Source organism: Pelobacter propionicus DSM 2379 (assembly GCF_000015045.1).
GTDB lineage: Bacteria > Desulfobacterota > Desulfuromonadia > Geobacterales > Pseudopelobacteraceae > Pseudopelobacter > Pseudopelobacter propionicus.
On record NC_008609.1, the window covers coordinates 3,085,224 to 3,106,870 of the forward strand.

Sequence of the window (21,647 nt, forward strand, 5' to 3'; positions counted from 1 at the left end):
CATGGCGGGAAGATCGCGGGGCCCCAGAACGGTGAAGCTCCCCAGCGCAGCGGAGGCAGACGCCCTTTTACGGCGCATGCGGGGCGAGGTGGAGAACAACAGCAACTACCGCACGAAATCGCTGAAGATCCATGGCCCGGTCTGCGCCAGGTGCGGTCGCCAGTTCGACGCCGCCAGCATCAATCAATTGACCGTGCACCACCGGGACGGCAACCACCACAACAACCCTCCCGACGGAAGCAACTGGGAGAATCTCTGCAACCACTGCCACGACGACGAGCATTCGCGCGGACTCCTGGGCGACTACCTGGAATCGGCGGAAAAGCCGCACACGCGCTAGAATTCAAGGTTAAGCTCGCTGCTGTAGCACTTCCTGTTTCGCGACAGGAAGGGAATCGTGCAGAGCCGGGGAGTACCGATGGTCACGCGGAACTCCTTCATGAAAGAAAAACTCTTCCTCCGCTCTTCAGGCAGCGCCGATACGACCACAGCCTCGGCCATGGGCTCCACATCGCACTCGGCCATCTCGATCTCCCCGATCCGTTCCGGCGCCTGGGAGGCACCGCGCAACAGCGGCATCCGCAGGGTCATCTGCCGCCCGATCCTGATAACCTGCGGCGCCTGCAGGCTAAAGGCGGGCAGGAAGAGCAGGCTGGGAGAATCAGCCCCCGCCCCTTCCCGCAGGATGTTGCCGCTGAATCGCGCAAACTCCCCCCGTGTCCCGACCGTCACCCCGGCGGACTGGAAGGAGAACGGCGCCACCCAGAAAGGAAGGAACAGGTCACCGTTTCCGGCGGCATGGAGCATGGAGCGCGGTTTGGTCTCCCTGCCGCACAACTCCGCCGCGCAGCGGCAGAGCCGGCAATAATAGACCACCTCCCGGGGTGTTGCCTGGAGAGGGGCTGAACAGCCGGGACACGTGAGCGGCAAAATCATGAGATCGTGGTCAGCCACATTTCACCTCCTCTCCCCGCTCCAGCCACCCCGCGAAATAGCACAGGAGCCGCTGGGGAGCCAGGCTGCCCAGGGTCCGCCGCACCATGGCTGCGCAGATGGCTGTTGCCGCCGTACCCACCAGGGGGTGGATGCTCCAGGCATAGGCGACAAAAGCCAGCAGGGCCAGGGGGGAGAACAGCCGCACCCTAACCGCTCCCGGGAAACGTCCCTTGAACAGCGATCCGTTGATCCCGTCCACCACAACCGGATAGATACGGTCATGGTGTTCGAACTCCAGACGCCAGACCGGATAGTAAACCAGGGAGAGACGCTCCCGGGCCAGGCGGATTCGCACGTCCTGCCGCAGCACCCCCTGCCCCCCTCCCTGGCCGCGGGCCGTAGCCAGTGCCTCGTCCCGCACCTGGCCGGCCTGCTTGACGGCATCGACCACTACTCCCCGACTGGACATTTCCTCGAAGTTCACCCCCCGCAAGGGCAGGACCGCCGCGGCCAAGGCCACCCCCGTGAGGCCGAAGCCCTTCAGGCTGGCTGCCGGCGTGCTGTAGTCCACATGCCGGCTGACCACCTCCAGTTCCCTGACCGGCTGCCCCATCACCCGCCTGCTGCGCCTGACGCCATCCTCGTCAACACCCTCCTCCTGGACCGCGTTTTCCTTTTCCGTGAGCCGCCAGCCGCAGGCGACACCGGTCAATCTCCAGAACGGAAGGAAGTAGAGCTGTCCAGAGCCATACGTTATGGAGCCGGCGAACCCCCTGTCGATGCGCTCGTCGGCCAGGAATTTCCTGGCGCTGCTGCGCGCCTCCCCCTCATCCAGACGCTCAGGGATGACGAAACGAGTTATCCCCGCCTCACCGCTGATGGCCAGGCAGGCCTTGCAGGCCGGGCAGAGCGCGGTGCGGGCACCCTCGTTGAAATCCAGGGGGGAGCCGCACTCCGGACAGATGATGGCGACCGTGGCGCTCATGGAGAAGCCTCGGCCGAAACCATCCGCCGGCCAAGCAGCCAGGCAGCCACCAGCACGAGGGCGAATACCGCTCCCCTGATCAGGTGCTGGTGGATAGTCACGGCCGCCACCAGCAGCAGCGCCCCGTAGACGGCAAGAAAGCGGATGCGCGTGAGCGGAAGCGTCGTTGATTCCAGGGGGGGCAGAGCATCGGCGTACAGCTTCCAATCGGCCACCACAACGGTGCAACGGTAGCCGACGCCATCAACCCTGTACTCCAGCAGTTGCAGCGGGAGATGGACCAGCGAAACCCAGCCATCACCGGGAGAGATCCGGGCCGCCTCCAGAACCCGCTCCAGCGGCTGGTCGGGCGCCACATATGACGAGTTGTCGGTCAGGGGAACCAGGTCGCACCCCGGCAGGCTGACGCTCTCCAACAGCGGGGCATCAAGGGCAGCGGCGGGCCGGAAGAGCGTTCCGCCATCCTTCGTTCGTACCAGCCAGAAGGGGCAGACAACCGTACTGCACTGGCCGCGCTGGACAGCGGAGCGATGCCCCCCCTGCTCCAGGTGGTCGGTCAAAACGCTCCAGGCAGAACGTTCGTCAGCCCGGATATCGGCCAGGTACTCTGCCACACGCCTGCCTCCCGCCACCGCGAAGGTCGAGCGGCAGTAGGAACAGGAATAGAAACGGGTCTCGGATTGCAGCACCTGGCGGGCGCCGCAACGGGGGCAGATAACGTTCATCGTTCACTCCCCGGGCCGGCCATAGCAAAACCGGCCGGAAGCAGGCAAGAATCATTCATAGGATATTACCCCACACAGGGGGAAACTACCGCCTGAAAGCATTCAGGAAAATAGACCATGCATTGATACCAAACCTGCATGCGGCAAAACAACCTCAAAAAGAGTCCCGAGCCCATTTGCCGCAAGGCGCGCAACTCACCCCCCTCAAGAACGACAAAAAAGATAATTTTTATCCAAAATCAGTTTGACAATGAGCAAAGCTTATCCTATAGTCCACCCCATGAAACGCACCGCTCGCCATTGGCGAGCAACGAGAGCGGATATACGTTGACACAAACAATGCACCCGAGCCATACGCATTGCACATTCCGAGACACATCACAACCTGACAAGGAGGACATATGAAGCCTGTCGAACTGAAAAAGGACATCTACTGGGTTGGCGCAATTGACTGGTCGGTACGCGATTTTCATGGCTATGAGACGCCGCGCGGCACCTCCTACAACAACTATCTGATCATGGATGAGGAAATCACCCTGATCGATACGGTGAAATACGACTTCTCCGACATCACCATCAAACAGATCAAAAATATCGTCGACCCTGCCAGGATAAAACACATAGTCATCAATCACATCGAAAACGACCACGTCACCAGCATCGATGACATCATGGCACTGACTCCCGATGCGACCATCCATATATCGGCACGCGGCAAGAAGGGGCTGGACCGTTTCTTCGACACCTCCCGCTGGAAATTCAACATCGTCAAGACCGGCGACACGCTCAAGATCGGCAAGCACTCACTGGTCTTCATCGAAACCCCCATGCTGCACTGGCCCGACTCCATGGTCTCCTTCTGCCCGGAGGCAAACATTCTCTTCAGCCAGGATGCTTTCGGCCAGCACGTGGCCTCCTCGGCCCGCTTCGACGACGAATTCGACGAGTGCGTCTCCCCGGCCGTGCTGGACGATGCGGTCATCGACTACTACGCCAACATCCTGATGCCCTTCGGCAAGCTGATCCTGGAAAAGGTCGGCGACCTTCAGAAACTGGGCATCCAGCCCGAGATCATTGCACCGGACCACGGCGTCATCTGGCGCAAGAATCCCCAGCGGGTCCTGGACTCCTATGTGGCCATGGCAACCAGCAAGGCCGACCTCCGCGCCCTGATCGTCTACGACACCATGTGGAAGAGCACCGAAATAATGTCCAACCCCATCGCCGACGGCATCCGCAGCGAAGGGGTCGACTGCCGGGTCCTGAAACTGCGCGCCACCCCCATGAACGTGGTCATCAAGGAGTTCTGGAAAGCCCGCGGCACCCTCTTCGGTTCCCCCACCCTCAACAACATCCTCTACCCCAGCGTGGCGGAATGCCTGACCCACCTGCGCGGCCTGCGTCCCACCAACCGCCTGGTGGGCGCCTTCGGCAGCTACGGTTGGGGCGGCGGCGCGGTGAAGGAGGCCTACGAGGTCTTCGCCAAGATGGGCCTTGAGCCCTTTGAACCGGGCTTGCAGTTCGTCTTCAAACCCTCGGTCGAGGACGAGGAGAAGTGCTACGAGTTCGGCCAGAACTTCGCGAAGAGGCTCAAGGAGTACCACAGCGGTTTCTAACGCGCCCGATTGAAACGGCACGAAAAATGGCGTCCGCACTTTATGTGCGGGCGCCATTTTCATGTGACCGTATGCGGCACATCAGGTGCCGCGCTCCCCGCCTCAACTCTTCCCAGCGATGAACCTGAGCAGATTCACCATCCTGCCGAAACCATTGATGGCTACGCGTAACGCCATGAAGCGCCTCCTCCCCACCCTCGTATCCGGTCAGCGTCATGCGAAAACCGCCGCATGCCGTGATTCCGTTACCGCCTGAAATCAATAGAGCACAATGCCGATTCGTCAAGGCGCGGGCTTCATCGAGACACAAAGGCCGGAATCCATGGGTACACGGAGACCGGCCTTTGAGCTTCTCTGTCCCACCGGTTACCCCGGTGCGGCCAAACCTGACCAATGAGGGTACATCCTTGCCAGAGGGAGCGGGATCACCTCTTCTCCGGCCAGTAGGAGCCCCCCACCAGTATCGCCGTGACACTCCCCAGCCGCACCTTTGATTTCATCTGCACCGGTATGCGCCGGTCATCGTCGGTCAGCCAGATGAACATGTCTCCGCTCCGGTTGAATATGCCCGGCGTCTTCAGCAGAGGCTTGATCACGATCGTCCTGAAGCGCCCCAGGGGCGTGGAGATCTCTTCCCGCCGCAACACCTGCACCTCGGTGTTCCAGGTCTTCTCGCAGTCGAAGATTTCGATAAACCGAGATTCTCCAACCTGGAGCGGAATCATGCGCAGATGGAAAAAACCGGAGAGCAGGTCATGGGTCTGGGGGGGGATCTGCTGGAGCGTCTCCTTCTTCTTCAGAAAATCCCTGCTGACGACCTCATGCTTTTGCCGGTCGAAACGCGCATCCCTGTGGCGCCGCGCCCACCCCTCCCTGATACGCTCGCTGTACAGGCGCGACGGCCCGAACAGCTGGGGAGGGGTGGCTGGAGCCAGAATGGATTCCACACGATCGTCCACCGGGAACAACAGCTTCAACCATGTGGCGGAACGGACGGTGGAGACGATATGCACCTCATGGCCGGACCTGGTCACCTCCTGCACCGCAGCCCCGGCCGGGATACTGGCATAGCGTATCTCGAATTCGAGCCGCTCGGGAACGGGGAAAGCCCCCACAGTGGAGGAGAGCACCAACAGCACGACGGAAACGACGACTGTCATGGCCACAACCATAGTGCATCTAGCCGGCATCAGCCTGCTCCTTGTCACTGTCCGATCCTGCCGACGTGCACTATGCCTGGCCAGCCGCCGCTGAATTCTCGAAGGAGGCGCGCGCCTTGTGAAGCTCCTCAACTTCCCGCAGCTTGTCGCCCAGCCAGGCGTGAAAGACCTTGGCGTTCTCGTAGCTCATCACCACACCGGTATCGATGAAGCGCACCATGCTATTCGGCAGATCCTCCGGCTCAACACCGGTCTCGCGTCCGATGGCGCCCTGGGGGGTAATCTCGTGGCTGATGGATTCAGGCAGAGGCTGACGCTCAAGGTAGAAATTGATCACCATTTCTCCGCGCGGAGAGAAGCCTCCCTGGGCGCCGTTGACATAGGTGGGGTTGTAGCCGTAGTTGAAAACATACTTGAAGGTGAGTTCGGGTTTCTTGTTACTCATGCTTGATCTCCTCGCAACGGATTGTTAGTGACGGTCTGAAGCGTGCGTCCCCACCTTCACTTATCATAATCCGGGGCAATCATGATAATAAATTCGTATCGCTCGCCAGGACAACAAAGGCGCCATGCGAGGCAGCCGCATTGACAAGCTGTCCGACGCCTGATAGAAAGATGAACAAGGCTTCATCACTCAGAATAAGAGGAGGAATTTCATGAAAAGAAACATCACCGGATCCATCCTGTCAGCAGCGGCCCTCCTACTGTCCACCAGTCTCGCCCTCGCCGCGGATGTCACCGTCACGCCCCCCGACGTCAAGGGGGCGGCAACCTCAACGGTTGAGAGCACCAAGGCGCGCGCAAAAACAGCCGTATCCACCACAAAGGCAAAGACAAAGGCTGCCACCGAAGCCGCGAAACCGGCCCAGGTAGACATCAACAGCGCCACCCAAGCCGAACTGCGGGAGATTCCCGGGGTGGGCGATACCTATGCCGCCAAGATCATCGCCGGCCGCCCCTATGCCAACAAGTCCCAGCTCAAGACGCGTAACATCCTGCCAGCTCCGGTCTATGAAACGGTCAAATACAAACTCGTCGCCAAAAAGCCAGCCAAGAAGTAAATAGTATCTCCTAAAACGGGGGGTGACACGAAAGGGGCGTCCGGCAACGGGCGCCCTTTTTTCGTGCCGGCATACAGGTCCGGCGGTTCTTTCCGCTCTGTTCCGGTGGGCAAGCCCCCCATAAATCTTGACTTTAGCATATGAGATCAGTATTCTGGCTGTTTTAAGAGCAGACAAGGAGCTGTAATGAAACCACTTTTTCTAAACCCCCCTACCTTTGATGACTTCGACGGCGGTGCTGGCGCGCGCTATCAGGCCTCTCGCGAGGTGACATCATTCTGGTATCCCACCTGGCTCTGCTTCCCGGCGGCCATGATCGAGGGGAGCCGCGTGGTTGACGCCCCGGTACAGAAATTCGACCTGGAAAAGTGCCTGGAAATAGCCAGGGATTTCGACATGGTGGTGATGTACACTTCCACCCCGACCCTGATGATCGACATTGCGACCGCACGGCGCATCAAGGAAGTAAAACCGGACGTGATAACCGTGCTGACCGGACCGCACGTCACCATCTTGCCCGAAGAATCCCTGCGCGCCGGCAAGGGCGCCATCGACATTGTCTGCCGCGGAGAATTCGACTACTCCACCAAGGAACTGTGCGAGGGGCGCCCTTGGGACAGGGTGGACGGCATTAGCTTCCTGCGGGACGGCAAGGCAGTCCACACCCCCGACCGTCCCATGATCGAGGACTTGGACGCGCTCCCCTTCGTTGCCCCTGTCTACCGCCGCGACCTGCCGATCAGCGAATACGTGATACCCCACTTCAAGAATCCCTACGTATCCATTTACTCCAGTCGCGGCTGCCCCTCCAAGTGCATTTACTGCCTCTGGCCCCAGACCTTTTCGGGCCAGCGCATGCGCACCCGCTCAGCGCGGAACGTCTACGAGGAGATCAAGTGGATCACCGAGAACATACCCGAGATGCGGGAACTCTCCTTCGATGACGACACCTTCACCGCCAACCGAGAGCACGCCCGGGAGGTTGCCCGCCTAATCAAGCCGCTGGGTATATCCTGGACCATCAACGCCCGCGCCAATACCGATTACGAGACGCTCAGGGTTATGCGCGAATGCGGCTTGCGCCATGTGGTGGTCGGTTTCGAGAGCGGCAACGCCCAGATACTCAAGAATATCAAGAAGGGGGTCAGCAAGGAGCAGGCCATCCAGTTCGTGAAGGATTGCAAGAAGCTGGGGCTTTCCATTCACGGCGCCTTCATTATGGGATTACCCGGGGAAACCAGGGAAACCATCGCTGAAACCATCAACTATGCCAAGCAACTGGACTTGAACTCGATCCAGGCCTCCCTGGCCTCCCCCTACCCCGGCACTGAGTTCTACACCATGTGCAAGGAGCAAGGCTGGATCGCCTCGGACAACTTCCTGGACGACAGCGGCCACCAGAAGTGCGTAATCAACTACCCCCACCTTTCCAATGCCGAAATATTCAACTCGGTGGAGGAGTTTTACGATAAATTCTACTTCCGCCCCAAATACATCCTGCGCAGCATCGGCAAGATGATCGTTGACGGCGAGGAGCGCCGGAAGCTGCTCAAGGAAGGGAAACAGTACCTGCAGTACATGCGCAAGCGTAAAGAGTCCCGCTGCGACTGCAAATAGCGGTCGACCGCGCCTTGAAACAATGAAGCAACTCATTATCACCTCAGACGATTTCGGCCTCTCGGACGGAGTCAACCGCGCGGTCGAACAGGCCTGGCGCAACGGAATACTAACCAGCGCCTCGATCATGGCGGGGGGAGAGGCCTTTGACGGGGCGCTGGATGTTAGTCGTCGCAATCCCGGCCTGCAGGTGGGCCTGCACCTGACCCTGGTGCAAGGGCGTTCGGTGCTACCGGCTGACGCCATACCGGGCCTGGTGGATGAGCGGGGATACTTTCCCGACAACCCGGTGGCCGCCGGCATGCGCTACTACTTCGACAGGGGATTGCGCAACCAGCTCAAGCGGGAGATCGAGGCCCAGCTTGCCCGGGCCAGGGACGCCGGGATTGCGCTGTCGCACATCGATGGTCACCTCAACATTCATCTACACCCCACGGTGTTCTCCCTGCTGACCGAACTGATGCCGCGCTACGCCATCGCCAGCATTCGCCTCTCCCGGGAACGCCTGACCCATAACCTGCGCTTCAACCGGGAGCGTCTGGCAGGAAAAGCGATGGAACGCCTCATCTTCGGATCCTTGGCCCGTCATGCCCGACCAACGCTCGACCGGATGGGGATACGCTATGCCGCGGAAGTCAAGGGGGTACTCAACTCGGGGCGCATGACCGAGGGGTATATCCTGGCCATCCTCGACGGGCTGAACCGGGGACTGACCGAGATCTATTTTCACCCCGGCTGCCTGCCGGATGCGGAAATCACCCGCCGCATGCCCGATTACCGGCATCAGGAGGAGTTGGCCGCCCTCATGAGTCCACGGGTACGACAGAAACTCACCGACCTGGAAATTGAACTGACAAGCTACCGGGGAGACAGAAAATATCATGCTTAAGACGATCGTTGTCATGCTGTTGGCCATAACCGCCGGAACCATCGGCGACATCCTGCTGACCAAGGGGATGCGGGAAATCGGGGATCTCTCGGCTATGAACCTGAGAGGCATCATCAATGCTTCACTGCAGGCATTGACCAGCCCCAAGCTCATACTCGGCACCACCATGCTGGCCGTTTTCTTCTTCCTCTGGCTGGCCGTTCTCTCCTGGGAGGACCTCTCCATAGCCCTCCCCATGCAGGCGCTGAACTATGTTCTGGTGGCGATCCTGGCCAAGTACCTGCTGCATGAGCAGGTGTCACCACTGCGCTGGACGGGAATCATCCTGGTATGCATCGGCGTCATGCTGATCACCTCTTCCAGTACCAGCGAAGAGCGGCAGAACAAGGCTAACATCGAGGTTCCCCAGACGGATTCTACTCACGGAGGCTGAAACATGCTGATAAACAAAAAAATCGGTTTCATCGGCGGCGGCAACATGGCCGAAGCCATCATAAAGGGACTCCTCGCCGATTCTTTCCGGGCGGACGCCATCATGGTTGCCGAGCCACAGGAACAGCGCAGAAAATCCCTCTCCTCCACCTACGGCATCGGGACCAGTGACAGCGGATCCGCCGTGGCCGGCCAAGCCGATATCGTCATCCTGGCCATAAAACCCCAGATGGCCGCCGGGGTGCTGAGCGATCTGGAACCGGCAATCCCGGCGGACAAACTGGTCATCTCCATCATGGCCGGAATCCCCACTACCTACATTGAGGAATCACTTGCCAGCGGCGTGCGGGTGGTTCGGGTCATGCCCAACACGGCGGCACTGATCCAGGCGGCAGCCAGCGCCATCTGCCCGGGGAGAAAAGCGGACGACAGCGATCTTGCCACCGCGACCGAGATTTTCTCCCGCGTCGGAGCGGTGGTCACCACCACGGAAAAACTTATGGACGCGGTCACCGGGTTGTCCGGCAGTGGGCCGGCCTATGTTTTCAGTTTTATCGAGGCACTCTCCGATGCCGGCGTCAAGAACGGTCTGGCGCGGGACGTGTCGCTGAAACTGGCCGTACAGACCGTGCTGGGGGCCGCACGCATGGTGGACGAGACCGGAGATCACCCGGCCCTGCTGAGGGAAAAGGTAACCTCGCCCGGCGGCACGACCATCGCAGGCCTGCACACCCTGGAAAACGGCCGCTTCCACGGCCTGGTCATGGATGCCGTGGACAGCGCCTGCGCCAAATCCCGGGAACTGGCCGGAAAGTAGCTCCGACACCATTTGACCTGATTCGCAGATGTTGCTGTCGTTTCAAGACAGTATCTACCCTGGTCCGTCGTTGTTCCCAGCGTGATAACGCTGAATGCAGCCGCCGCCCCCGACCTGTGGGGTGAATTTACGGCTGCAGCGCAACGGGGCGTGGAACAACGGGATCGGGGGATACGCTGAAACAAAGAACAGCGTCACCTGCCGAATGTAGTTCATTACATGCAATCAGCATGACATAGTCCACGTGGAGGTATCCCAATGTTTGAGGTTTTGAGCAACGAAGCTCTCACCCCCGTGCTTCACCGCATGGTTATCAGGGCCCCGCGGGTAGCTGCGGTCCGCAAACCGGGGCAATTCGTGATCATCCGTGCTGCCGAGGGCGAAGAGCGCATTCCCCTGACCATCGCCGACGCCGACGCGGAAGCCGGCACCATAACCCTTTTTATTCAGGCGGTGGGTGCATCCACCCGCTTTATCGTCTCCGTTCCCGTCGGCGGTTCGCTGCGCGACGTAGCCGGTCCACTGGGCATGCCGACCCACATCGAAAAGTGGGGACGCGTCGCCTGCGTTGGGGGCGGAGTGGGGACTGCCGTTCTCTATCCGCTGGCCAAGGCCCTGGCCCAAGCGGGAAACGATGTGACCACCATCATCGGCGGACGCAGCGCATCCCTGATCATCCTCAAAGACGAACTGGCCTCCTTCTCCAAACAGCTCCTGGTCACCACCGAGGACGGCAGCATGGGACGCAAGGGATTCGTCACCATGGAACTTTCCGACATGATGGCTGACCCGGCCACCTGTCCCCAGGCTGTCTTCGCCATTGGTCCGGTTCCCATGATGCGGGCAGTGGCCGAACTCACCCGCCCTCAGGCCATACCGACCATTGTCAGCCTCAACCCGATCATGATCGACGGCACCGGCATGTGCGGCGGCTGCCGGGTGCTAGTGGACGGTGAAACCCGCTTTGCCTGCGTCAATGGTCCCGAGTTTGACGCCCACAAGGTAGATTTCGCCAACCTGATCGATCGTCTCGGCACCTACCGTGAACATGAGGCCGCATCCGCAGAGTGCCGGCTGAAACAGGAGGTGAAGCCATGACAGCCGATATGACCATCAAGGAGCGACTGGCCATCAAGCGGGTCCATATGTCCGAGCGGGATGCCGGGGAGCGGAGCAGGGCCTTTGTCGAGGTAAACCAGGGGCTCTCCCTGGAGGACGCTATCCGCGAAGCCCAGCGCTGCCTGCAGTGCAAGACGCGTCCCTGCGTGGCGGGATGCCCGGTCAGCGTTTCCATCCCTGAATTCATCGCCAAACTGGCCGACAACGACCTGGTGGCAGCTGCCCGCATCCTGCGCGGCGACAATGCGCTTCCCGCAGTCTGTGGCCGGGTCTGCCCCCAGGAAACCCAGTGCGAGGAGAAGTGCGTCTGCGGGATCAAGGGAGATCCGGTCGCCATCGGCTATCTGGAGAGGTTCGTCGCCGACTGGGCCATGGAACACTCCGACCAGCTGGAACAAGAGATACTGCCCCCGCCCACCGGCAAGCGGGTCGCCGTTGTCGGCAGCGGCCCCGCCGGCTTGACCGCGGCCGGAGAACTGGCCCGTGCCGGACATGACGTGACCATCTTCGAGGCACTGCACGACACCGGCGGCGTCCTGCGCTACGGCATCCCCGAGTTCCGTCTGCCCAACGACATCATCGACGCGGAAGTCAATTGCCTGCGTACCCTGGGCGTCAAGATCGAGCTCAACGTCATCATCGGCAAGACCCTGACCCTGCCCCAGTTGCAGGCCGAATTCGACGCCCTCTTCATCGCCAATGGCGCCGGCCTGCCGGTGATGCTCAACATTCCCGGCGAAAACCTGAAGGGGGTCTATGCGGCCAACGAATACCTGACCAGGGTCAACCTGATGGGAGCGGGGCGTTCCCAAGATGCCGCCACGCCGATCATTAAGGGAAAGAACGTTACGGTCATCGGCGGCGGCAACACGGCCATGGATTGCGTACGCACCGCCAAGCGCCTGGGCGCCGAGCGGGCCATGATCGTCTACCGTCGCACCGAAGCGGAAATGCCGGCCCGTGCCGAGGAGATCAAGCACGCCAAGGAGGAGGGGGTGGAGTTCCTGCTACTCACCGCTCCAGTGGCCATCCTCGATGAAAACGGCTGGGTCGCGAAACTTTCCTGTCAGCATATGGAGTTGGGGGAACCGGATGATTCGGGTCGGCGCAGACCGGTTCCGGTGGACGGCGCCTATTTCGACCTGCCGGCCGACGTGGTGGTCAACGCCATCGGCACCCGGGCCAACCCGCTGCTGACCGCCACCGCCCCTGATTTGAAGCTGAACCGCTGGGGCAACATCCAGACCGATGAAAACGGCTTGACCAGTCTTGAAGGTGTCTTCGCGGGCGGAGATATCGTCAGGGGGGGGGCCACGGTGATCCTCGCCATGGGTGACGGGAAGCAGGCCGCGGCGGCGATAAACCGCTATCTGGCATCAAAATAGCGCCACAAAAACAAAAACAGCATTTTATCCGCTTGATCTACACGGGACTGCCGCAGGGCATGTCCCGTTTTTTATGCGCGGGCATCTATGGGAGGAGGCGTGAGGGGCATTTGGTCAGAATTCGAAATCAAGAAACTGCAGGGCGACCTTGGATGCATCCAGGCGGGCAACCCTGGCGGGATACTGGCCGGGGCATACCTTGGGGTCACTGCAGAGCATCAGGCCGCACCTGTCTCCAAGATGAATCTGGGACGGGAACGACTCATCGCACTGAACCAGCACGCCGGAAATGGATATATTCTCCAGCTTGCAGGTATAGCTGTTGCCATCAAAAACCAACAGGCAGCGGTCATTGCAAGCTACTCTCGTTCCGCGGCGAACTACATTCTGCATGTGAGCCTCCATTCAAAAGCCGTCCAATTCACGCACTATTTTTAATACTGTAGCACATTTCGAGCAATTGAGTCATCCACCCGCGCAGCCAGAAGTATCGCCCAAATTCCCCTACTGATGGACATTCAGCCAGCTTTATCGTTTGTGGCTATGGGCTCAGCATCAAGGGCATTGAGGTGGTTATAGAGTTCGATCTGCTCAGCCAGGGAGAGCTTGCGCCGACAGCAGGCATCACGGTTCAGACAGAGACGGCAGCGGTCATCCGAACACCACTGACAGAACGTGCAATCGGGACAGGGATGTTTTTTCGTCGTCTGGTTATCCATCAGTAGTCCTCCTTCAGTTTGGCCATCCCCCGCCAGAATCCGCGCAACCGCTCTCCCCCTTTCGGCATTACACGAAAAGAGTGAGGATCACAGACATGTTTTCTTTTTAAAAAACCAATTGCGCCACACTCACTAGCGGTTCAACAACCCCATGACCTATCTCTATCAGTTTTACGCTTGACAACTATAAAACAATATTCTAATGTTTTTAAAACGTTCTGTTACAATTATTATTTATTGACTAATATCAGCAATAATGATAATTTGCGCGTTTTCTTTTGGTCTCGAACCAAACACAACATAACACACCTTTATTTAGTACAACAGGATACCATCATGGCAAGAAAAGAAAAAACGGAATACCTCATCCAAGCTGTCTCCCATGCATTGGATCTTCTGGAGCAATTCCACGGCGATGTGGACGAACTGGGTGTCACCGAACTCAGCAAGCGACTCAAGCTCCACAAGAACAACGTTTTCAGGCTACTGGCAACCCTTGAATCGCGCGGCTACATTGAGCAGAACAAGGTGACCGAGAACTATCGCCTGGGGCTCAAGACGCTGGAACTGGGACAGACTTTCATCCGTCAAATGGGACTCTTGCGTCAATCCAAACCAATATTGGAATCACTGGTCAGGGAATGCAACGAGACAACCTACGTAGCGATCCTCAAGGACTTCAACATCATCTATCTGGATGCCGTCGAAACGAGCATGACGGTGCGGGTCGTTCCCCGAGTCGGTTCATGGCTGCCAGCCTACTGCACCGCCGCCGGCAAAATCCAGATCGCCCACATGAGCGACGAGGAACTTGAGAATTACCTCGACTCACACGAACTCAAGGCATTTACCAACAATACCATCACCAACCGTGAGACCCTCAAGAAGCAGCTCAAACAGGTTGCCGAGCAGGGCTACGCCATCGACGACGAGGAACTGGATATCGGCGTCAAATGCGTAAGCGCGCCCATACGCGATTACACCCGCCGCATCATCGGGGCGGTCAGCATCTCCGGCCCTTCCATGCGTTTTGACACGGATCGCATGGAGAAGGAACTGATCCCGCTGACCCTGAAGGCATCCGAAGAGATCTCGGCCAAACTCGGTTTCCAGAAATAGGCTCAGAGGAAAGCAGATATACGGAGAGGCGGCCCCAGGGTCGCCTTTTTCGTTTACCAACGGATACAATGCGCCCCACACCAGCGAACAGTCATGGCAATCAGCCACAGGAGTGTATGCAGATGCTGACCTACAGAGTCATAGAACTCAGCACGGTTACCGAAGAAACCATCCAGGATACGCTGAATGAACTGACAGCCCAGGGATGGAACTACGACGGTATGCAGTTCGCCATGCGCGACGCCAGCCGTCGCCCGGCAATGGCCTTCCTCCTCTTCACCCGCGACGAACCGGGCGAGAGTGACCCGTCATGAGTCACGACGATACGCTCTACCTGGTCGACGGCTCGTCCTATATCTACCGGGCCTACTACGCCATCCGCCACCTCTCCTCCCCCACGGGGCACCCCACCAACACCATCTATGGATTCACCCAGATGCTGCTGAAGCTCCTCAAGGAGCACCAGCCGAGACATGTGGCAGTGGTTTTCGATGTGGGGAGAGAAACATTCCGCACCGAACTGTACCCCGACTACAAGGCCAACCGCGCCGCATTGCCCGATGACCTGCGGGTTCAGATGGGGCCGATCCGCGACCTGGTGCGCGCCTTCAACATCCCGGCCCTGGAACTGGCCGGCTTCGAGGCCGACGACATCATCGGCTGCCTGGCCGCCCGCTTCAGCGCCACCGGCGGCAGGGTGGTGATAGTCACCGGCGACAAGGATCTGATGCAGATCGTCACCGAAAGGGTGACCCTGCTGGACACCATGAAGGAGAAGCGCTCCGCCATCACCGACGTTATCGAGCGCTTCGGCGTGGAACCGCGCCTGGTAACGGACATCCTTGGCCTGGCCGGCGACGCGTCGGACAACATTCCCGGCGTGCCGGGCATCGGCGAGAAGACCGCCATGAAACTGATCAGAGAGTATGGTTCCCTGGACCAACTGCTTGAACGCGCCTCCGAGGTCAAAGGAAAGAACGGCGAGAAGCTACGCGAGTTCCGCGACCAGGCCCTGCTGTCGCGCCGACTGGCCACCATCAGATGCGACGTACCGATCCAGGTGGAACTGGAGGAGTTAGCCAGCCAGGAGCCGGACCGGGAGGCGCTGAACACCCTCTTCCGCCTGTACGGGTTCACCACCCTGATCAAGGAACTGACCGGTCGTTCCACCCTCTCCAGCGAAGGTTACTGCACGGTCACAGCCCAGGAGGAGTTGGAGGAACTCGTCCATGCCCTGGAGAGGTCCGAAGAGTTCGCCATCGACCTGGAGACCACCAGCCTGGATCCCCGGGACGCGGAGATCGTCGGCCTCTCCTTCTCCTTCAGGGACCACCAGGCCTGGTATATCCCGGTGGGGCACACAAGCGATGCCGGCCTCCAGCCGGGCCAACTCCCCCGCGACCTGGTGCTGGAGCGACTGCGCCCGCAGCTGGAGAGCCCATCTCCCACCAAGATCGGCCAGAACATAAAGTTCGACATGCAGGTGCTGGCCACCAACGGCGTCTCACTGAGCGGCATCCGCTTCGACACCATGCTGGCCTCCTATGTGCTCAACCCCTCCCGCCAGGGGCACGGACTTGACGCCCTGGCCCTGGAGCACCTGGGCCACCGCATGATCAGCTACGCGGAAGTAACCGGCAGCGGCAAGACGCAGAAAAACTTCTCCCAGGTGGAGATCGAAACAGCCTCGCGCTACGCCTGCGAGGATGCCGACGCAACCTGGCTCCTGCATCGAAAGTTCTCCCCGCTGCTGGCCGAGAACGGGGTTGAGGAGTTGTTCCATCGCATCGAGATGCCGCTGGTACCCATCCTGGCCGGGATGGAGAACCATGGCGTGCTGCTGGACATTCGACTGCTGGCGGATCTTTCACGCGATTTTTCCAGCCGCATGGCAACACTGGAGGGGCGCATATTCCAGCTGGCGGGCACAACCTTCAACCTTAACTCCCCCAAGCAGCTGGGCGAAGTACTCTTCGAGCGCCTGCAGCTGAAGACCGGCAAGAAGACCAAGGGCAAGACCGGCTGGTCCACGGACAACGAGGTGCTCAGTTCCCTGGCCGAGGAGCACGAGATCGCCCGCCTGATCCTGGACTACCGCGGCCTGTCCAAACTGAAATCAACCTACAGCGACGCCCTGCCGCGCCTGGTGCATCCCCGCACCGGACGGGTACACACCTCCTACAACCAGACCGTCACCAGCACCGGCCGCCTCTCCTCATCAGACCCCAACCTGCAGAACATCCCCATCCGCAGCGACGAGGGGCGCATGATCCGGCACGCCTTCATCGCCCCGCCCGGGCATGTGATCATCTCTGCTGACTACTCCCAGATCGAGCTGCGCGTACTGGCCCACCTGTCCGGCGATCCGGTCTTCTGTCAGGCCTTCGAGCACGACGAGGACATCCACACCCGCACCGCCAGCGAGGTTTTCGGCCTGTTCCCCGAGATGGTCACAGCCGAGATGCGCCGCCAGGCCAAGACCATCAACTTCGGCATCATCTACGGCCAGGGTTCCTTCAGCCTGGCCAGGCAGCTGGGCATCGCCCGCAAAACCGCCGAAGAGTTCATCAGCGCCTACAAGGAGCGCCATGCAAAGGCGGTTGGCTTCCTGGACGACTGCATCCGCCAGGCGGAGGAGCAGGGGTTCGTCACCACCATCCTGGGGCGGCGACTGCCCATTGCGGACATCACCAGCACGAACGGCAACATCCGCGCCTTTGCCCAGCGCAACGCCATCAACTACCCGATCCAAGGTTCGGCGGCCGACATCATCAAGAGCGCCATGATCCGGGTGGACGGCCGCATCCGCAGCGAGGGGCTCAAGAGCCGCCTGATCATGCAGGTTCACGACGAACTGGTCTTCGAGGTTCGGGAAGATGAGCTGCTGGCCATGGAGCTCTTGGTGGAGGAGGAAATGTCACGGGCGGTGGAATTGCGCATCCCGCTCAAGGTTGACATCAGCCACGGCGTTAACTGGAGCGAGGCGCACTGACTCGTGCCCTGGCTGTATGCCCCGCCCTCCTACCTTCTTCCCGTCACCACATCCCACAAACAGCCGCCGGGGAATGGCCGTACGGCCGTTTCCCGGCGGCTCCGTTGCTCCGCACTATCTTAGCCCTGCGCAACGCCCTCCCACCAGCATCCCCTCTTTACACGGACTTTTTCACCCCTTTTCCTGTCATGGCGTAGCGCTGTGGTAAACTCTCTGTACGGTTTCTGGTCGAAAATGTCCCCTCAACATTCCCCCTGCGGGTCCAGTGAAGGAGAGCGCCATGAGAACGGAAGAACGGATCGTCAACGAGGTCGCCGCGGCGCTGGAGCGGGAAACCAGCGTCAACCTGCACCGTTTTCCCCTGCAGCTCGGCTTTAGCGATGGAATCCTGACCATGGAGGGAGAGGTGGACCAGATCATGGCTAAGAAGAGGGCGCTGGAGGTGGCTGCCGCGGTGCCCGGAGTGGCGTGGATCGTGGACCGGGTCCGCCTCGCCCCTGCCTCGGCCATGGAGGACGGGGAAATCCGTGAGCACGTCTGCACCGCCCTGCTGGCGGATAACCAGCTTGCCTCCTGCGCCATCTGGGCCATGGTCAAGGGAAAGCCGGAAGTCATCCGCGAGACAGACCAGGCCATCGGCAGTATCGACGTGGAGGTAAGGGACGGGGTGGTGGTGCTGAATGGCGCCGTGACCAGCCTCTCCGCAAAACGGCTAGCCGGCGTACTGGCATGGTGGGTCCCGGGAAGCAGGGATGTGATCAACGGCCTGGATGTATCCCCCTCCCAGGAGGACAATGACGATGAGGTAGTGGACGCCGTCCGCCTGGCACTGGAGAAGGATCCCTTCGTCAATGCCAGCCAGATCAGGGTCAGCTGCGCGCACTACACCGTCACCCTTGAAGGGCTGGTCAGGAACGAAACCGAGCGGCGGATGGCCGAGGCTGATGCCTGGTACGTCTTCCGGGTCGACCGGGTCACAAACCTGCTGCGGGTCGAGACGTAGCCCTGTCGAGACTCCGGAGTCGCCAGGTAGTTATTCAACATCTTCGTCACAACGCCCCCACACCTGCTGGCAGGTGCGGGGGCGTTGCCACCCGTAGCAACGACATGCCCGGCTTGACCGCCCTCACCTCCGGTCTGTCGTCGGCCCGGCCGCCTTCCCGGTCTGTTTCAGCGCTTGTACCCGATGCGCCGCAGCAGATCCCGCCGCTCCCGTCGATCCGCATCAGTTTCCACCCCCTTGGGCGGGAAACCGTCAATGACCCCCAGCACGCCCCACCCCTGCAGGGTTGACGCGACAATGACCTGGAGCGGGTTTGCCGTTGCGCAGTAGATCCGGCAGACCTCGGGGCAGTTCTTGATCTGGTTGAGAACATTGATGGGATAGGCGTCACGCAGCAGAATGCAGAAGACATGGCCGGCGCCGATTGCCTTCAGCACGGTCACGCCTCCCTTGACCAGACTGTCATCATTTCCATCGGTCCTGATCAGACAGGGTTCGGACGCCTCGGTGAAGGCGATGCCAAAACGGGCCTGCGGCACGGTGGTGGCGACGATCTCATACAGATCCTCGGCCGTCTTTATGAAGTGGCTCTGTCCGAGGATGATGTTGCACCCCTCGGGATACTCGATCTTGACGGCATGCATTTCAAGGTTCATGGGATACCCCCTTCTATGGATGTGCTTCTGGGTTGGCGGTTTACGACCTGACAATCAGCTTATGGCTTGAGGGGCTGTCCGCTCACCACCCCTCTGCCCCCACCAGGGGAACGAAACGAACTCCACAGAGTTCTTCGCTGCGATAGTCATCTTCCCCCTGCCGGCGAACACGGATGAGATTCTGCAGAAATGACGATGCACCCACCGGAATGACCAGCCGCCCCCCCACGACAAGCTGCCGGAGGAGCGGCTTCGGTACAGCGGGCGCCCCGGCCGTGACAACGATGGCATCGTAGGGGGCATGCTCCGGCCACCCCAGGGTACCGTCCCCTTCAAAGACTTCAACATTGTTGTAGCCCAGGCTCTCCAGGCGCTGGCGTGCGCCGCGGGCCAACTCCTCCAGACGCTCCACGCTGTAGACGGTATGGACGATGCGGCTGAGCACAGCAGCGGCATAGCCCGAACCGGTGCCGATCTCCAGGACCCGGTCCGAACTCGACAATTCAAGCGCTTCGGTCATGTAAGCCACGATGTAGGGCTGCGAGATGGTCTGCCCTCCGTCGATGGGCAGCGGATGGTCCTCGTAGGCCAGTTCCCGCATCCCCTGATCGACGAACGCCTCGCGGGGCACCTGACGCATGGCCGCCAGCACGGCGGGGTCACGGATTCCGCGCCCCATCAGCTGTTCGCTGATCATGATCTCGCGCCGGTACTCCTGATTTCTGAGAGAAGGACAATTCATAGGACAACGGTAGCGCATTACCGGCAATTAGCAATCGGGGGCGGCCGGTCCGCCACAACGGGGCAGTGATGGCGACCGCGGCGCCGTCTGATATACTCTGGCACATATCCCCGCCATGGAGAACGTCATGGTTTCTGGACACGGCCATGACCATTGACCGGAAAACAGAGGGCTGTCGATCCTGCTCTGCTCCCTGGCAAGCCTCGCCTGCGCCAACCTGCGACTGTTGCTGCGGCAGACCTGCACTTCCGGGACTCTCCGGTCAGGGGGATGAAACGCACTGCTCAACGTCGGGAAACCCCCTCCGTTTGGCGATCAGCGGCAGGATCAACCGGTTTGAAATACCAGGCTCCTCAAGCAAGATCATCAACAGGACAGAGTGGAAGCTGACCGGCACGACTACTCGCGCCGCATCGGGGAGACATACCATGATCGTCGTCGAGATATTCAAGGGAAAATCCATCAGCGAACACCGGGTGGAGATCGTGGAACGGAAGGGAACCGGTCACCCGGACCAGATCTGCGACTCGGTCATGGAGGCGATCTCCATCGCCCTCAGCCGCGAGTACCTGGAGCGCTTCGGGACGATCCTGCACCACAACATCGACAAGGGGCTCCTGGCTGCCGGGCGCACCGAGAAGCGCTTCGGCGGCGGCAGGGTCATCCGCCCCATGGAACTGATCATCGGCGATCGGGCCACCTTCACGGCAGACGGACAGGAGATCGCCGTGGGAGACATCGCCGTGGCGGCAGCCAAGGAATGGATCAGCAAGAACCTGCGCTTCGTGGACCCGGAGCGGCACGTGCGCTACCGGGTCGCCCTGGCGCCCGGATCCGATGAGCTGGCAGACATCTTTGCGCGCCCCGGCCAGGTGAGGGTGGCCAACGACACCTCGGCGGCGGTGGGGTATTACCCCTTAAGTCCCACGGAAAAGGTCGTCATGGGGATGGAACGATACCTGAACAGCCCGGAGTTCAAGCAACGCTTCCCCCAGAGTGGCGAGGACATCAAGGTGATGGGTGCGCGCTCGGGGAGGGATCTGGATCTGACCGTGGCCATGCCGCTCCTGGCTGGCCAGGTTCGCTCGGAAGGGGAATATTTCGACATTAAGGCGGCCATACGGGCGGAAATGGAGGAGGTCGCGGAGAGGTTCGCCGGCTTCAGGCGCATCAGGGTGCGTTACAACACCCTGGATGTGGTGGGACGGGGGCTGGGAGGGGCCTACCTGAGCCTCTTGGGCACGTCGGCCGAGGACGCCGACTCGGGGCAGGTGGGGCGGGGTAATCGCGTCAACGGCCTGATTTCCCTGAACAGGCCCATGGGGACCGAGGCGGCTGCCGGGAAGAACCCGGTCAGCCACGTGGGAAAGATCTATAACGTGCTGGCCCATTGCATGGCGCGGGAGATCCACCAGAATATCGAGGGGGTCAAGGAGGTGTATGTCCTGCTGCTGAGCAGGATCGGCAGCCCCATCGACCAGCCCCAGTTGGCCACGGCCCAGTTGCTGCTGGAAAAGGGGCGGCGGATCAACGAGATCTCCAGGAGGGTGGAGGCTGTCTTTGAGCGGCAATTCGCGGAGATCGGCACCTTCTGTTCGGCCCTGGCGCGGGGGGAATACCCGATCAGTTAAGATACGCTTCAGCGGCGCCCCGCGTTCCGCTGCGGCCGGGCAG

At 60.5% G+C, this 21,647-nt stretch carries 23 protein-coding genes; 14 read left to right on the forward strand and 9 right to left on the reverse strand.

The window, feature by feature from the left end; genetic code table 11:
• The first annotated feature begins 1 nt into the window (after position 1).
• A complete protein-coding gene (locus tag PPRO_RS13960; protein WP_011736656.1) occupies positions 2 to 340 on the forward strand; it encodes a YajD family HNH nuclease in 339 nt (112 codons plus the stop codon).
• Here the strand turns inward: PPRO_RS13960 and PPRO_RS13965 are convergent.
• Genes PPRO_RS13965 through PPRO_RS13975 form a run of 3 tightly spaced genes read right to left on the reverse strand, consistent with a single transcriptional unit; the run spans position 337 to position 2,646 of the window.
• Positions 337 to 954 carry a hypothetical protein gene (locus PPRO_RS13965; RefSeq protein ID WP_011736657.1) on the reverse strand — a complete coding sequence of 206 codons (618 nt, stop codon included), beginning with the start codon at positions 952 to 954 and terminating at the stop codon, positions 337 to 339. The two genes, PPRO_RS13960 and PPRO_RS13965, sit on opposite strands and share 4 nt — an antisense overlap.
• Positions 947 to 1,921 carry a hypothetical protein gene (locus PPRO_RS13970; protein WP_011736658.1) on the reverse strand — a complete coding sequence of 325 codons (975 nt, stop codon included), beginning with the start codon at positions 1,919 to 1,921 and terminating at the stop codon, positions 947 to 949. Before PPRO_RS13970 ends, PPRO_RS13965 begins: the two co-directional genes overlap by 8 nt.
• Positions 1,918 to 2,646, reverse strand: a complete 729-nt coding sequence (locus PPRO_RS13975) for a hypothetical protein (RefSeq protein WP_011736659.1) — start codon at positions 2,644 to 2,646, stop codon at positions 1,918 to 1,920. The genes PPRO_RS13970 and PPRO_RS13975 overlap by 4 nt, the downstream gene beginning before the upstream one ends.
• 401 nt (positions 2,647 to 3,047) lie before the next feature.
• Here PPRO_RS13975 and PPRO_RS13980 point away from each other — a divergent pair, with 401 nt between their 5' ends.
• On the forward strand, positions 3,048 to 4,262 hold the full coding sequence (locus PPRO_RS13980) for an FprA family A-type flavoprotein (RefSeq protein ID WP_011736661.1): 1,215 nt from the start codon (positions 3,048 to 3,050) through the stop codon (positions 4,260 to 4,262).
• 425 nt (positions 4,263 to 4,687) lie between these two features.
• Here PPRO_RS13980 and PPRO_RS13985 read toward each other — a convergent pair whose 3' ends face one another.
• Together PPRO_RS13985 and PPRO_RS13990 are read right to left on the reverse strand one after the other, a co-directional pair.
• Positions 4,688 to 5,452, reverse strand: coding sequence for a DUF3108 domain-containing protein (locus PPRO_RS13985; protein WP_011736662.1), 765 nt, complete (start codon positions 5,450 to 5,452; stop codon positions 4,688 to 4,690).
• Between the two features lie 40 nt (positions 5,453 to 5,492).
• Positions 5,493 to 5,867 (reverse strand): hypothetical protein, encoded by a 375-nt coding sequence (locus PPRO_RS13990; RefSeq protein ID WP_011736663.1) that lies wholly within the window; start codon positions 5,865 to 5,867, stop codon positions 5,493 to 5,495.
• 211 nt (positions 5,868 to 6,078) lie between these two features.
• Between PPRO_RS13990 and PPRO_RS13995 the strand changes: the two genes are divergently transcribed.
• The 7 genes from PPRO_RS13995 to gltA all read left to right on the forward strand — a co-directional run bounded on the left by PPRO_RS13995 (position 6,079) and on the right by gltA (position 12,742).
• Complete coding sequence (locus PPRO_RS13995; RefSeq protein ID WP_011736664.1) at positions 6,079 to 6,483, forward strand: ComEA family DNA-binding protein; 405 nt, start codon at positions 6,079 to 6,081, stop codon at positions 6,481 to 6,483.
• Between the two features lie 186 nt (positions 6,484 to 6,669).
• Positions 6,670 to 8,100, forward strand: coding sequence for a hopanoid biosynthesis associated radical SAM protein HpnJ (gene hpnJ, locus PPRO_RS14000; protein ID WP_011736665.1), 1,431 nt, complete (start codon positions 6,670 to 6,672; stop codon positions 8,098 to 8,100).
• Positions 8,101 to 8,122: 22 nt separating this feature from the next.
• The gene (gene hpnK / locus PPRO_RS14005; RefSeq protein ID WP_011736666.1) at positions 8,123 to 8,989 is read left to right on the forward strand and encodes a hopanoid biosynthesis-associated protein HpnK; all 867 of its coding nucleotides are present in this window, start codon (positions 8,123 to 8,125) and stop codon (positions 8,987 to 8,989) included.
• Entirely contained in the window at positions 8,982 to 9,422 is a 441-nt protein-coding gene (locus tag PPRO_RS14010; protein ID WP_011736667.1) for an EamA family transporter, read from the forward strand. The genes hpnK and PPRO_RS14010 overlap by 8 nt, the downstream gene beginning before the upstream one ends.
• A 3-nt stretch (positions 9,423 to 9,425) precedes the next feature.
• Positions 9,426 to 10,238, forward strand: a complete 813-nt coding sequence (gene proC / locus PPRO_RS14015) for a pyrroline-5-carboxylate reductase (RefSeq protein WP_011736668.1) — start codon at positions 9,426 to 9,428, stop codon at positions 10,236 to 10,238.
• A gap of 258 nt (positions 10,239 to 10,496) precedes the next feature.
• Positions 10,497 to 11,336 carry a sulfide/dihydroorotate dehydrogenase-like FAD/NAD-binding protein gene (locus PPRO_RS14020; protein ID WP_011736669.1) on the forward strand — a complete coding sequence of 280 codons (840 nt, stop codon included), beginning with the start codon at positions 10,497 to 10,499 and terminating at the stop codon, positions 11,334 to 11,336.
• Positions 11,333 to 12,742 (forward strand): NADPH-dependent glutamate synthase, encoded by a 1,410-nt coding sequence (gene gltA, locus PPRO_RS14025; protein WP_011736670.1) that lies wholly within the window; start codon positions 11,333 to 11,335, stop codon positions 12,740 to 12,742. The genes PPRO_RS14020 and gltA overlap by 4 nt, the downstream gene beginning before the upstream one ends.
• A 114-nt stretch (positions 12,743 to 12,856) precedes the next feature.
• On the opposite strand, the gene PPRO_RS14030 is transcribed toward gltA, so the two are convergent.
• Together PPRO_RS14030 and PPRO_RS14035 are read right to left on the reverse strand one after the other, a co-directional pair.
• A complete protein-coding gene (locus tag PPRO_RS14030) occupies positions 12,857 to 13,135 on the reverse strand; it encodes a PilZ domain-containing protein (RefSeq protein WP_011736671.1) in 279 nt (92 codons plus the stop codon).
• A 125-nt stretch (positions 13,136 to 13,260) separates the two neighbouring features.
• Positions 13,261 to 13,461, reverse strand: a complete 201-nt coding sequence (locus PPRO_RS14035) for a hypothetical protein (RefSeq protein ID WP_011736672.1) — start codon at positions 13,459 to 13,461, stop codon at positions 13,261 to 13,263.
• 336 nt (positions 13,462 to 13,797) lie between these two features.
• Between PPRO_RS14035 and PPRO_RS14040 the strand changes: the two genes are divergently transcribed.
• The 4 genes from PPRO_RS14040 to PPRO_RS14055 all read left to right on the forward strand — a co-directional run bounded on the left by PPRO_RS14040 (position 13,798) and on the right by PPRO_RS14055 (position 18,575).
• Entirely contained in the window at positions 13,798 to 14,580 is a 783-nt protein-coding gene (locus PPRO_RS14040; protein ID WP_011736673.1) for an IclR family transcriptional regulator, read from the forward strand.
• A 122-nt stretch (positions 14,581 to 14,702) separates the two neighbouring features.
• The gene (locus PPRO_RS14045) at positions 14,703 to 14,894 is read left to right on the forward strand and encodes a hypothetical protein (protein ID WP_011736674.1); all 192 of its coding nucleotides are present in this window, start codon (positions 14,703 to 14,705) and stop codon (positions 14,892 to 14,894) included.
• Entirely contained in the window at positions 14,891 to 17,572 is a 2,682-nt protein-coding gene (gene polA, locus PPRO_RS14050; protein ID WP_011736675.1) for a DNA polymerase I, read from the forward strand. The genes PPRO_RS14045 and polA overlap by 4 nt, the downstream gene beginning before the upstream one ends.
• A gap of 280 nt (positions 17,573 to 17,852) precedes the next feature.
• Entirely contained in the window at positions 17,853 to 18,575 is a 723-nt protein-coding gene (locus tag PPRO_RS14055) for a BON domain-containing protein (protein WP_011736676.1), read from the forward strand.
• Positions 18,576 to 18,742: 167 nt separating this feature from the next.
• On the opposite strand, the gene PPRO_RS14060 is transcribed toward PPRO_RS14055, so the two are convergent.
• Positions 18,743 to 19,231, reverse strand: a complete 489-nt coding sequence (locus tag PPRO_RS14060; RefSeq protein ID WP_011736677.1) for an adenosine-specific kinase — start codon at positions 19,229 to 19,231, stop codon at positions 18,743 to 18,745.
• Between the two features lie 82 nt (positions 19,232 to 19,313).
• Positions 19,314 to 19,991 (reverse strand): protein-L-isoaspartate(D-aspartate) O-methyltransferase, encoded by a 678-nt coding sequence (locus tag PPRO_RS14065; RefSeq protein WP_011736678.1) that lies wholly within the window; start codon positions 19,989 to 19,991, stop codon positions 19,314 to 19,316.
• Between the two features lie 410 nt (positions 19,992 to 20,401).
• Between PPRO_RS14065 and PPRO_RS14070 the strand changes: the two genes are divergently transcribed.
• Positions 20,402 to 21,604, forward strand: coding sequence for a methionine adenosyltransferase (locus tag PPRO_RS14070; protein ID WP_011736679.1), 1,203 nt, complete (start codon positions 20,402 to 20,404; stop codon positions 21,602 to 21,604).
• Positions 21,605 to 21,647 lie beyond the last annotated feature (43 nt).

What these genes read in the sequence shown, in the direction of transcription:
- PPRO_RS14065 (WP_011736678.1), bottom strand. Translation starts at nt 19,991, where the DNA reads ATGCGCTACCGTTGTCCTATGAATTGTCCTTCTCTCAGAAATCAGGAG.
- polA (WP_011736675.1), top strand. Translation starts at nt 14,891, where the DNA reads ATGAGTCACGACGATACGCTCTACCTGGTCGACGGCTCGTCCTATATC.
- PPRO_RS13970 (WP_011736658.1), bottom strand. Translation starts at nt 1,921, where the DNA reads ATGAGCGCCACGGTCGCCATCATCTGTCCGGAGTGCGGCTCCCCCCTG.
- PPRO_RS13980 (WP_011736661.1), top strand. Translation starts at nt 3,048, where the DNA reads ATGAAGCCTGTCGAACTGAAAAAGGACATCTACTGGGTTGGCGCAATT.
- PPRO_RS13960 (WP_011736656.1), top strand. Translation starts at nt 2, where the DNA reads ATGGCGGGAAGATCGCGGGGCCCCAGAACGGTGAAGCTCCCCAGCGCA.
- PPRO_RS14020 (WP_011736669.1), top strand. Translation starts at nt 10,497, where the DNA reads ATGTTTGAGGTTTTGAGCAACGAAGCTCTCACCCCCGTGCTTCACCGC.
- PPRO_RS14035 (WP_011736672.1), bottom strand. Translation starts at nt 13,461, where the DNA reads ATGGATAACCAGACGACGAAAAAACATCCCTGTCCCGATTGCACGTTC.
- gltA (WP_011736670.1), top strand. Translation starts at nt 11,333, where the DNA reads ATGACAGCCGATATGACCATCAAGGAGCGACTGGCCATCAAGCGGGTC.
- PPRO_RS14045 (WP_011736674.1), top strand. Translation starts at nt 14,703, where the DNA reads ATGCTGACCTACAGAGTCATAGAACTCAGCACGGTTACCGAAGAAACC.
- PPRO_RS14010 (WP_011736667.1), top strand. Translation starts at nt 8,982, where the DNA reads ATGCTTAAGACGATCGTTGTCATGCTGTTGGCCATAACCGCCGGAACC.
- PPRO_RS13975 (WP_011736659.1), bottom strand. Translation starts at nt 2,646, where the DNA reads ATGAACGTTATCTGCCCCCGTTGCGGCGCCCGCCAGGTGCTGCAATCC.
- PPRO_RS14070 (WP_011736679.1), top strand. Translation starts at nt 20,402, where the DNA reads ATGATCGTCGTCGAGATATTCAAGGGAAAATCCATCAGCGAACACCGG.
- PPRO_RS14030 (WP_011736671.1), bottom strand. Translation starts at nt 13,135, where the DNA reads ATGCAGAATGTAGTTCGCCGCGGAACGAGAGTAGCTTGCAATGACCGC.
- PPRO_RS13985 (WP_011736662.1), bottom strand. Translation starts at nt 5,452, where the DNA reads ATGCCGGCTAGATGCACTATGGTTGTGGCCATGACAGTCGTCGTTTCC.
- PPRO_RS14055 (WP_011736676.1), top strand. Translation starts at nt 17,853, where the DNA reads ATGAGAACGGAAGAACGGATCGTCAACGAGGTCGCCGCGGCGCTGGAG.
- PPRO_RS13990 (WP_011736663.1), bottom strand. Translation starts at nt 5,867, where the DNA reads ATGAGTAACAAGAAACCCGAACTCACCTTCAAGTATGTTTTCAACTAC.
- proC (WP_011736668.1), top strand. Translation starts at nt 9,426, where the DNA reads ATGCTGATAAACAAAAAAATCGGTTTCATCGGCGGCGGCAACATGGCC.
- hpnJ (WP_011736665.1), top strand. Translation starts at nt 6,670, where the DNA reads ATGAAACCACTTTTTCTAAACCCCCCTACCTTTGATGACTTCGACGGC.
- PPRO_RS13995 (WP_011736664.1), top strand. Translation starts at nt 6,079, where the DNA reads ATGAAAAGAAACATCACCGGATCCATCCTGTCAGCAGCGGCCCTCCTA.
- hpnK (WP_011736666.1), top strand. Translation starts at nt 8,123, where the DNA reads ATGAAGCAACTCATTATCACCTCAGACGATTTCGGCCTCTCGGACGGA.
- PPRO_RS14040 (WP_011736673.1), top strand. Translation starts at nt 13,798, where the DNA reads ATGGCAAGAAAAGAAAAAACGGAATACCTCATCCAAGCTGTCTCCCAT.
- PPRO_RS14060 (WP_011736677.1), bottom strand. Translation starts at nt 19,231, where the DNA reads ATGAACCTTGAAATGCATGCCGTCAAGATCGAGTATCCCGAGGGGTGC.